The organism is Mycoplasmopsis cricetuli ATCC 35279 (assembly GCF_000526955.1).
GTDB classification, from domain to species: domain Bacteria; phylum Bacillota_I; class Bacilli_A; order Mycoplasmatales; family Metamycoplasmataceae; genus Mycoplasmopsis; species Mycoplasmopsis cricetuli.
In genome coordinates, this window is record NZ_JAHB01000008.1 from 25484 (window position 1) to 37418 (window position 11935).

Consider the following 11935-nt stretch of genomic DNA (forward strand, 5'->3'; position numbering starts at 1 on the left):
AAAAAGGAGCTAATGATGCAAAATATTCCAAGCAGTTTAGTTTATACAATCATTAGTTCTTCTAATATTGTATCTATTATTTCTGAATTTATTTCACTTCAAAAGCGTGGAAATAATTATATTGGAATTTGCCCATTTCATGCAGATAAAACGCCAAGTTTATCTGTTTCAGAAGTTAAAAATATTTATAAATGTTTTTCTTGTGGGCATTCAGGGAATGTGGTTAATTTTGTTAAAGAATTTAAAAAAATATCATATTTAAATACTTTGAAATTTTTGGCTCAACGAGCTAATTTAAATATAAATTTTAATGATTTCACATCTGAAGAACAGATTAAACATAGTCTTGAAGATAGTAAAAATTTAGAATTATTAGATTTGGCAAATTCATATTTTAAACTTAATATCACAAATGATGAAGCACAAAAATTTTTGTTTAAACGCTATTTAAATAAATCTGAAATTTTAGAAAAATTCGATATAGGGTTTGCCCCTTTTAAAAATTATTTGGATATTTTAAAAACTGATAATTTATACTCTGAAATTAATTTAAATGAAGTTGGATTAATTAACGAAGATTTAAACTTAATTTTTAAAAATCGTATAATTTTTGGAATTAGAAATATGTATGGAGAAATTGTTGCATTTAGTGCTCGTCAAATTAATGAAGATAAGAATTTTCCAAAATACATAAACTCTCCTGAAACAAAATATTTTAAAAAATCTGAAATTTTGTATAACTTTTATAATGCTAAAGATTTTGCCTTTTTTTCAAAAGAAATTATTATTGTTGAAGGTTTTATGGATGTTATCGCTCTATGAAAAGCGCAGCATCAAAATGTAATCGCTCTTATGGGAACAACTTTAACTAACTATCATTTAAAATTATTAAAAGGATTGAAAATTATTTTATTTTTGGATAATGATTTAGCTGGAATGAATGCTACATTTAATTTAGCATTAAAATTACTTGAAAATAAATTTGAAGTTGAAATTATTAATAATACATTTGATAAAGATCCAGATGAAATTTATAATCATTATGGGAAAGATATGCTTGATAATATAGTAAAACAAAATCGAAAATTATCTGAGCATTTAGTTTTTGAACAATTGTTAAAACAAAATTTTTTAACAGAAGAAAATTTTGATAAAACTAGTGTTAATTTTTTTAATTTTAAAAAAGCATTAACTAATTTACTTTATAACTGCTCTAGAAAGTCAGCTGAAATTTTAGAACAAAGATTTTTCAAAAGTTTTAATGAGTATTTAATTTTGAAAAAATTTCAAACTCAAAATTTATTCTTAGGTAGTAAAAAGTCATTTAAACAAGAAAATAAATTTAAAAATATTATTTACAATGACATTAGATTGGAAATACTTCTTGTTTGCTTATCAAACTATAAATTAAGAGATTTAATGCAAAAAGATAGCAAACAATATTATAAAAATCAACAAATTATAAATAATTTTTCAATTTTTTCAGATTTTGGTTTTAATTCTTTACTTAAAGATAAACTCAAAATTAATTACAAGGAAATTTTTGAGGAAATTTTAAATTTAAACAATAATATTCAATATCACTATGCTGAAGATAACCCAGAAATTATTATTTTAATTTTAGAAAAAATAAAAAATGAGTTAAAACATTTTTATAATAACATAACTGAAACTGAATTACAGCAACAAATAGATGAATATTTTGCAAAAAAAGATCATCAAATTAAATCAATTAACGAACAAAATTTTAAAAATAATTATTATCTTAAAATTTTATCAAATAAATTTTATCATACTTTAAATTATGAATTGCGTGAATTTATTAAGCAAAATAGTATTGAAAATCAAATTCCGCCAATTATTACTGAATACACTAAAATGTTAAAAGAAATCAATAAACTCAAGGAAAAATAATGGAAAAATACAAAACAATAATTGCATTACTTGAAAAAGAACTAAAAAAAAGAAAAAAGAAAAATTTCACTCAAGAGGAAATTTTTGATTTTTTACTTAACAATAGTATTTTTGTTGATGATGATCATTCAGATGAATTTTTAGAACTTTTAAAACAAAAATCATTTGTAGTTGATGATGTTGATTTTGGTGATGAAGATTTTCACTCTTTAGGTGATTTTAAAAAAGAAATTAAAAAGACAAGTTCAAATTTAAAAAAAACAACCAAAATATCAAAAGATAAATTAAAAGAAAATGAAGATTCAAAAATTTTTAATGAAATAGATTTTGAAGAACCAACTATTGAAGATCTTGAAGATTTTGAAAATGAATCATTTGATGATGATCTTGAAATACTTGATGGGGAAGATTTTTCTCTTGAAGAAGATTATAATGATTTATTTAATTCAGATGAAAATATTTCAGAAGATTCAGAAGAAAATGATGATGATGATGAATTTGAAGAAGAGGAAGAAGAAAACATTGAGTTTGATGAATCCTTAGAAGATGAAGAAATTGATTTTGGAAATTTAAGTTTAAGTGAATTTGATAGTGAAATTGATTTAACTATTGATGATTTAAATAAAAAGAAAAAATCTTTAGTTAATAAATTAACTGAAACAAATGATATTGTTAAATGATACATGCGTTGAATTGGAAAATATGGTGAACTTTTAACAGTAGAAGAAGAAAAACGCTTGGCTGAATTAATGGAAAAAGGTGGATTTAGGGGAAAAAAAGCTCGCGATAAATTAATTCAAAGCAATTTGCGTTTGGTTATTAATAATGCAAAAAAATATAAAAATCGCGGACTTTCTTTTATTGATTTAATTTCTGAAGGAAATGCAGGAATTTTAAAAGCAGTGCAAAAATATAATGTTCACAAAGGATTTAAATTTTCAACTTATGCTACTTGGTGAATTCGACAGGCAATCACTAGAGCTGTAGCTGATCAGGCAAGAACAATTAGAGTTCCAGTTCATATGGTAGAAACAATCAATAAAATTTCAAAAATTGAACGTGAGCTTCAACAAGAGTTAGGAATTGAACCAACTGATCAAGAAATAGCAAATCGTTTTGGAAATGGTTACACTCCAGAAAAAGTTCGTTATATTCGTAAAATTAATATTGATCCAATTTCATTGGATAAACAAGTTGGTAAAGAAAATGATTCAAGTTTTAGTGATTTTGTTAAAGATGAAAATGTTGTAAATCCAGTTGATTTTGCAGCTCAAGAAGAACTAACAGAGGCTCTTGATAAGATTATTAATGAATCACTTGAAAAAGATGAAAAAGAACTTTTGTGTAAACGATATGGAGTTGGAACTGATGATAATGGAAACAAATACAGAATTCATTCCCTTGAAGAATTAGCAAAAGAACGAGGTGGTGTTTCCAAGGAAAGAATTCGCCAAATTGAAAATAAAATTTTAAGAAAGCTTAAATCATTTTCAAAAAATGGAAAAAATTTAAAGGATTTTGTTAAAAATTAATAATTATGAAAATCAAAGATTTTATTTGGCATTTAAATAATTTATACCCTATTAAAAATAAAGAACCTTGAGACCCTTCTGGTTATTCAGTTAAATTCAATCAAGCTAAAAAATTAAAGGGAGTAGTTTTTGCAATAGATGTTACTAATGAAGTTGTTGATTATGCTATTGAAAATGATTGTAATTTAATTGTAACTCATCATCCTTTTTGATTTGAAAAAACTAAGATAGTTGAAAACATTAAAGCGCCATATAAGAATGATCTTTATTTAAAATTAAAAAATCATCAAATAAATGCATTTTCAATGCATACAAATTATGATAGTGATCTTTATGGGACTTCATATCAGATTTTAAAGTATTTATCACTTGAAAATCATTTTCAATATGGTTCAGATAAATATAGTGCTTCAATTAGTGGAAAATTTACTTTTAACCAAATTGTGGAACTTATTGAACAAAAACTAAAGTTAACAGCTTTTAGAACTAATTTTCCAAAACAAAAATATAATTCAACACTTAAAAAAATAGTTTTTTTAAGTGGTAGTGGATATATCGGGTCAATTAATGATTTACACAAGCGAAAATATGATTTAATTATAAGTAGTGATTTTAAATGAAGTGATTGAATTACTTTTAATGAATTAAACACACCTATTTTAGAAATTCCACACTTAGATGAACAAGTTTTTGCGTGACATATGCATGATTTATGTTTAAAACTACATCCAAAATTAAAACTTTTAGTTAAAGAAATAAAAATACCATTTTATAATTTAAAATAAATAGATTTTACAAAATTATTGATATAATTTTATTTTGAATTAGTGAAATAAGATTAAAAACAAAAAAGGAAATAAGAATGAAATTAAAAAAAGTATCACTTTGATCTTGGATGTTAATTAGTTCCACACCTATAATATCTGTTTCTGCAGGATGTTCTCTTGAAGAACAAACTTCAGTTTCAAAACCTATGGAAGATCCAAGTTTAGAAAAACCAAGTTTAGAACAAAACCCCCCCACTACTAAACCAACAACTCCCAATTCAGAATCAATATCTGAAACAAGCATCATTAAATTAAATAGATTAAAAAGTCAGTTAGAAGAAATTACAAAAAAATTTACTCCTGAAGATGGAAAAAAATTAGATAGAAAAAAACAACGTGAATTCCAATTCTTATTTTTACAAATTCCTCAAATTCTATCACAATATTCACCTAAAAATTCTGAAGATGAAAATATGTTAATTCTAGATGAAGCACAACAAAAATTTGATGAATTAACTAAAATAATAAATTCAGTAAAAGAATCAGGACCAATGAAAAAAAAGATTGAAAAATTAATATCTGCTCTTGAAAATTATATTCCTGATGTTTTTTATGATGATGAATCAAAATTCCCAGAACTTGAAAAATTGTTAAAAAATTTTGAAGACACTCTTTCTCAAATTGATAAAAAAGACGTTGAAAATGAAAAAAATCATCCTTTTGTTGATGAACTAGAAAAAATAATAGAAAAAATAAAAAATGAATCTGAAAAAATAACACAGAAAGGAGCAACAAATGAGTAACAAAAGTAGAATAGTTTTAATTCTTTTGTCATTTTTTCTAGGATATCTAGGAATTGACCGCTTTTATGCAGGAAGAGTATGACTTGGCCTATTTAAACTATTTACAGGTGGTTTATTTGGAGTTTGATATTTTATAGATTTTATTCTTGCTGTTTGTGGTCAAATGAGAGATTCAGATGGACAAAAAATTAGTAAGTTATAAATTTAAACTATTTTTTTAAATTTGAAAATTAAATATTAAAAAACGATTTTTTATTAAACAAAAAATCGTTTTTTTTTTTTTTTTTAATATAAATATTTTTATTAGTCTGTGTAAATATACAAAAAAAGTGATAATGTTTACATCATAGAAAGATAATTATTTGATCCTTTACTATTACTATATATTTAAAAAAACATTAATTTTTTTAAATATACTTTTTATTTATGAAAATTTTTTTTAATTGTATCTTCTTCATCTGGATCATATACAGAAAGTGTTAATATTCAATAAATAGCTCTTGTTCTTGATTCGACTTTTTGTTTGATATTTTTATTTGAAATACAACAACCTTTGTCTAAATCTAACAATTTTAAACTTGAAAAATCACTTTCTAATTTTTCTCTTAATTTTTCAGTATTTTTAACTTCATATTCATTTAAATATTCATTTAAAAACTCTTGTTTTCCTTCTTTTTCAACCATTTTTACAATTCAATCTATATATTTATTCATATCTTCACTGCTAATTCCAGTAACAGATTTTAATTTTTTTAAATAATTTTCTTCTTTATAAATGTTACATTTTTCTTCTACAATTTTATCTTTTAATTGAGAATTAATTTGATGTGGAATAATTATTTGGTTTCCAATTAGATCAATATATTTTAAGTCATTTTCTTTATTTTCTTTTTTTCTTTTTGAACTTTGAGGTTTTATGTGTTCTACTGAAAATTGTTGCTTTTTATCTCCATATTGTTTTCCAAAAAAATCTGAATGCATATCAGGTGTTTTATTTTTACTTTTATAACTTAAAAAAGATTCAAAAGCAAACAATATCATTTTAACTTCTTTTGAAGAAGGTGAATTTAATTTATTAATTGATCGATAAAACTCAAATATAGGTTTTATTTTTATATTTTCACGACTAAAAGTATTATGAAAAATTTTAAAAAATTCATCTTTTTTTAATTTTTTAAGTTCTACATTTTTTTTATTTAAATATTCTTCTAATTTAAAAATTACTTCAGAAACATATTTGCTTAAGCTTTGTCCTGTTTTACCAGAAAAAGAAGCTCTAATTTCATAATTTTGTATTACTTGTAAATAATCTCTTGTTACTTTTAAATTTTCTTGATTATTTTTAAATGATATTTCATCAGAAAATATATTTTCATCTAGTTTTTCTAAAATATATTTAATTAATTTTATATAAACACTTTTATTAGAACTAATTATATAAAGAATATCAGAAATTAAACTATATTTACTTTGTGATTTTATAAATTTTTTTTCATTGCTAATGTTTTCAAAGAATTTTACATGTTTATTCAATAATTCAATCATTTTTTTTCAATCATTTTTTTGAGAATTTTCTGAATTTGAAATAAACTTTCAAATACTTAAATAATTTAGTTCTTTTGAAGATGTAGTTTTACTTTTAGGATCAAGAGAAATAATAAAATTTTGAATTTTTTTAGCATCCTCTTTGGAATTATTTTTATTTTCAATAAAATATTTTAACACTTCATCATCAAATTTTTTCTGGAAATCTTCTTCATCAATATCATCTTTATCATTTTGTGGTTTAGAATAGTTTTCATATATCTTACTTTTTAGTAGTTCTAAATCATTTAATTGCTTTGACTTAGTATTAGTTCTTTCAAACAAACTTAATTCATCAGTTTTAGTGAATAAAATTATATTAAAAGTTAAACTTAAAAGATTATTAAAAAATAATTCCATTTTTTCAAATTTTCAATTTCATTAAAAAATCAATTATAAATTAAATGAAAACATTTATATATGTTAGATTCTTTTTCAATATTTATGTTAAAATTTCAAATTTTACCAAAATCTTCATAATCTTTATTTCCTTCAATTCTTTTAAAAAATTTTTCTAATTCTGTTTTTTGAAATTCTGAATTTGTCTTTTTAGCAAAAAATAATGGGACAATATTATTCATAAAATTTTTTAAAAATGAATCCTTAATATTTTCATTTGAATATCTTTCTGAAATTTTATCTTCTAATATTTTTTTATATTCATCATTTTGAAACAAAAATATAACCCAAGTTGCTAAAATTAAAAATAATGTACTAATTCTTTGTTGACCATCTACTATGTTAATAGTATTACCACCATTTGAATTATTTGAAAATGCAAATAAAACATTTCCAATATAATGTTTTTCATGATTAAGAATATCATTTAATAAACTTTCTATAATTTTTTTATCTCAAACATATCTTCTTTGATATATAGGAATTCTAAAAGGGCGCTTAATTTCAGGTTTTTTTTCGTCATAATTACCTAATAAAAGATATAAAAAATAATTAAATTCCATTTCATATGATTTAAAATCATATTTTGGAATTTTAATTTGAAAATCATTATCTTTCTTTTCATTTAATTTACGAATAAATTCTTTTAATTCTTTACTTTTAATATTTATTAGATTATCTTCTCAATTTATAATATTTTTAAATTTATTAAAATTTAATTCTTTTTCTAAATTTGTTATAAATTGTTTATTTTTATAAATTTTTTTATTTAAAAAATCTCTAGTAAAAATATCATAATAGTTTAAATCTTCTTTAGTAATTCTATAAATTTGAAGAAATTTTTTTTCTTTTGAATCATTTAGTTTATTTTGTTTTTGAATAGAAATAAAATAATTAAACAAAATATTCAATTTTATTGAATAAAAAAAATAATATTTATTATCTTTTTTTTCATTTTCATATTCATTAAATTTTTTTTCCTTAATGATATTAAATAAATGATTTTCAAATTGATCATCATTATTGTAAATAGAATAATTTCATTTATCATTTAAAATATATTTTTCATTTTCAGTAATACTAATTAATTCAAAAAAATTTCAAATTTTTAAAATTTGATCTCTAGCAGTAATAGAAATTTCTTTTTTAATTAATTTATTATTTAAAAAAATGCTAAAACTTTTTTGGTTAGTTTCTGTAATGTTTAACTCTGCATTCTTTCTCTCTTTTTCATTTATTTTGTTAAAAGATTCATAAATTATTTTTAAATATTGTTTAATATTGATTTCTATTTTTCAAAAATTATTATTATTATTATTATTATTAATATTCATTATTATCCTCGTTATTTAAATTATGAATTAATTTTATAATTGTTGCTATAAATTTTACTACCATGCTATTTCTAATTTGTTGATATATTTTACTTTTGATATATATATATATATATATATATATATAGTTGGTTTTTTATAATCTTTATCATCAAATCCCATAAATAAATATGTTTCACTATTTGCAATAAATTAATAATTAGCTTTAATTGATTTATTATTTGAATCTTTATGTTTGTATTTTTAAAAAAGTATTAGTTATTTTTAAATTTTTAATTAAATCATTTCATTTAATTAATAAACATAATATTTTTCATCATTTGGATCATAATAAAATGAATCAGATTCTTTTTTATTTAGTTTATAATCATAAATTACAATTCGATAATTTCCTTTTTCAGTAAGTCCTCTTAATGAAATGTTTTTATTCTTTCTGGTAAATAAGATAAGTTCATCATCTTTATATATTTCATAAGCAATTGTTGAGTTTTTTTCTTGCTCACTTAATTGAATATTAAGATTTATTGATCCTTTGTAAGCTTTTCGAATTTCAACTTTAGGCTTAACGTTTTCTAGATAAAGTGGAACTTCTTTTATTTCCTTAATATCAGCAAACAAATTGTAGTATTCAATTGGCACAGGAAATTTAGGATATTGAGATGTAAAATTTTTAATTCTCTGATCAATGTTATTTTGTCCAAATCGTTGCATAATTTCACTAAAATCATATCCACTTGCAATAGTGAACATAATTACAAGTCTTTCAGGACTAGCGCTTCATCCACGTAAGTCTGTAAGTTTGAATTTATCATGATGTTTACCTTCGCGAACAAGCCTCATTGCTGTCCCATACAAACCAAATTTTTTAATATTTTCTGCAAGATTTTTATCATAAAAAGAATATTTAACAAAATCATAGTTTTTTTCATAATCTCAATGTTTGAAAAAACTCGTTGCTATAAATCAAGCATAAATTTTTTTAAAAACATCAGAATCATCAAAAAAGAAAATTCTTTTTTCTTTATTTTTAATTTTTTCTTCTAAATTTTTTTCAAAAAAAGCAATAGTAGAGTTTTGTCCTTGAGTTAAGTTTTGATGATAGTAAGAAAGTTGTTCAATATTTTCAATATCTAAATTTTCATTTTTAATTTTTCTTAAAAGTGCAGATTTTGCTCCTTCCATAGCATATAAATTATTAGTAGCTTCTGGGAGAACAATATCTTCATTATCAATTGTGTGTCCATACTCATGCATAAATCCTCATTCATACATGTTAGTTCCATTGATAAAGGCTTTTCCAGAACTAACTGGGAGATGAAAATATTCTTCAATTGCAAATAAATTAGATGGTGAAGTTACTGTGTTTGTGAATGTAGCATGCACTTTGTGTTTGGTAATATGATGTCTTGGATTTGAATCATTATTGTCATATCCATCATATTTTCTGTAAATTGATAATCATTCAAAAATTTGTTGGGCATATTTTTCAATAAAAGCATTTGCTTTTTCTTCAGTTGTTAAACCAATTTCATCATAAGCTTCTTGGATTGCAACTGAACTAATAGAAAGTTGAAAATTACCTTGTACTAAATCTTGAAACTCAACAATTGTCATATCAGGAGCCAAGTTATTTTTAACTTTCTTGTTATACTCTTTTAATTCTTGTAAATATTTTCAAAATCTTGTTTGATTATTAGCTAAATTGCTATTGTAAATAAAAAATGGATGCTCTTGATTTTGGGAATCTGGATTTTGAAAATCAATTCTTATTCTAACTTTTTCTTTAGAATCATTTTTCCCAAACAACATTAATGGAAAAGGTTCTTTAGTTAGATCGATTTCAAGTTTATTTCAACCAGTTTTTAATTTTCATTTTTTAATAAATAATTCACCATAACTGTTATTTTTAACATTATGAACAGGTCGAGCAGCAAGATAAACATTATTGGAATTTCCATCAACAAAAACATTTAATTTATTTATTTTTCCAGATGATAAGTATTTACCTAATATATCAACATTTTCATAGTGAAAGTATTGTTTGGTTCTTACTTTTTCAGGTCAACCACTTCCAATTGAAAGCAAATTTACAATTGAATTTTTGTCAACTACAATCATTTTTTTAGAATTTTCAATATTTTCAAGTAATTTTTGATTCAATAAATGCAATTGCAAGGAATTTAAAAAATCTTTATAGATTTCTTTTAAAAAATTTTTGGTATTTTCAATTGTTTGTTTATTTTTATACCCTTCATTTATGTTTAATCCTAAATTATCTGAATAAAACTGATAAATTAATGATAAATCATTGAGTTTTTTATTATCAATTATTTGATACTCTAAAGTGTTGTTTGGATTTTTTTCTAAAATAACAAACTCATCAGAATTATCATTTTTCTTAACTAGTAAATGTTCAAAAACTTCACTAATAATATCTTTGTTTTTAAATCCAAGTAATTTTCATCCCGGAACATATTGATTTAGTCAAATTATAAGTGGATTATCTTTGGAATAATTTACTGTGTTGTTATTAAAAATAATTTTATTTTTATCTGAAAGTAGGAGAATACTTCTTTTTTGATTTTTAATTGAAATTTTATCTCCAAGTAAAATTTTGCTGTTTTTTCTTAAAGTTATTGCATTTTCATTTTTTTGATTTTGATTTGAAATAATTCCGTTATTAAAATTTAAAACTCCAGAATTTTCCATGGTAATAAGTCCAGCTTCATTGCTAATATTGTCAGTCATTTCTCCACCATCAATGTTAATTGTACCTTTGGAAAAGAAAAAACTTGATCCACTATTGTTAGTTATTTTCCCAGATTTAAAATCAAAAGTAGCATTTTCTTCATTGCGTAAAACACTTCCATGATCTGAAAAAGAATTACTAGCCTCAGCACCATTAAAAATTATGTGCCCATAATTTTTAAAAATAGCATAACCAGTTTTCTTAGCTACTGCATTAGTAAATTTAAGTCCATTGGTTACAATTAATTTAGCATTTTTTTCAACTGTAATCATAGCACTTTTTTCAAAGTTTCTTAACTGTCCATCAAAAATAATCTCATTTTCATTTTGATTTTCAACTTGTAAAGTTAATGAGCCCCCCGCTTTAATAACAAACATATCAAGCGGATGGTCTAAGTTTTTATCTCTTTTTATTGAAACTTTAGAACTGGTAGTTATAATTATGTTTTTCTTAATTTCAATAGTTTGGTTAATTAAAACATCCTTATTAACAAAGATAGTTTCACCATCTTGGGCGTCTTTAACCGCATCATAAAGTGTTAAGTATTCCATTGATTTATTTTTATTATCTATAAAAATATTGTTTTCTTTGTTAATTGTTTTTTGTGTTAAGGGAGATTCGGAAGTAGATTTTGAATTATCACTTTTAAGATTGCTATCATTTTGATTTGATTTTATTTGTTTAGTTTGATCTGTATTAGAAAAATGGTTTTTATCTAATTGGGTTTCTGATTTTAGTTTATTGTTTTCATTACTGTTATCAATTAATTTAGAATCGGTTTTGTTTTTATCACTATCAAGTAGTGGTTGAGTTGGTTTTAGTGAATCATTTGATTTTGAATTATCACTTTTAA

The 11935-nt window shown here is 22.3% G+C and carries 8 protein-coding genes; 5 read left to right on the plus strand and 3 right to left on the minus strand.

Annotated features, from left to right (window positions below; genetic code table 4):
* Positions 1-12: 12 nt before the first annotated feature.
* The 5 genes from dnaG to U744_RS0102620 all read left to right on the plus strand — a co-directional run bounded on the left by dnaG (position 13) and on the right by U744_RS0102620 (position 5218).
* Positions 13-1914, plus strand: a complete 1902-nt coding sequence (gene dnaG, locus U744_RS04530; protein WP_084644112.1) for a DNA primase — start codon at positions 13-15, stop codon at positions 1912-1914.
* Complete coding sequence (locus U744_RS0102605; protein WP_025755536.1) at positions 1914-3446, plus strand: RNA polymerase sigma factor; 1533 nt, start codon at positions 1914-1916, stop codon at positions 3444-3446. Before dnaG ends, U744_RS0102605 begins: the two co-directional genes overlap by 1 nt.
* 5 nt (positions 3447-3451) lie before the next feature.
* Positions 3452-4231, plus strand: a complete 780-nt coding sequence (locus U744_RS0102610) for a Nif3-like dinuclear metal center hexameric protein (protein ID WP_025755537.1) — start codon at positions 3452-3454, stop codon at positions 4229-4231.
* A 77-nt stretch (positions 4232-4308) separates the two neighbouring features.
* Positions 4309-5016 (plus strand): hypothetical protein, encoded by a 708-nt coding sequence (locus U744_RS0102615; RefSeq protein WP_025755538.1) that lies wholly within the window; start codon positions 4309-4311, stop codon positions 5014-5016.
* On the plus strand, positions 5009-5218 hold the full coding sequence (locus U744_RS0102620) for a TM2 domain-containing protein (RefSeq protein WP_025755539.1): 210 nt from the start codon (positions 5009-5011) through the stop codon (positions 5216-5218). Before U744_RS0102615 ends, U744_RS0102620 begins: the two co-directional genes overlap by 8 nt.
* Positions 5219-5436: 218 nt before the next feature.
* On the opposite strand, the gene U744_RS0102625 is transcribed toward U744_RS0102620, so the two are convergent.
* From U744_RS0102625 to U744_RS04675, 3 genes are all read right to left on the minus strand, one after another.
* The gene (locus U744_RS0102625; protein WP_025755540.1) at positions 5437-6960 is read right to left on the minus strand and encodes a GmrSD restriction endonuclease domain-containing protein; all 1524 of its coding nucleotides are present in this window, start codon (positions 6958-6960) and stop codon (positions 5437-5439) included.
* Positions 6933-8333 (minus strand): DUF262 domain-containing protein, encoded by a 1401-nt coding sequence (locus U744_RS0102630; RefSeq protein WP_025755541.1) that lies wholly within the window; start codon positions 8331-8333, stop codon positions 6933-6935. Before U744_RS0102630 ends, U744_RS0102625 begins: the two co-directional genes overlap by 28 nt.
* Positions 8334-8627: 294 nt before the next feature.
* The coding region (locus tag U744_RS04675; protein WP_025755542.1) for a hypothetical protein at positions 8628-11935 on the minus strand (3308 nt) is incomplete at its 5' end.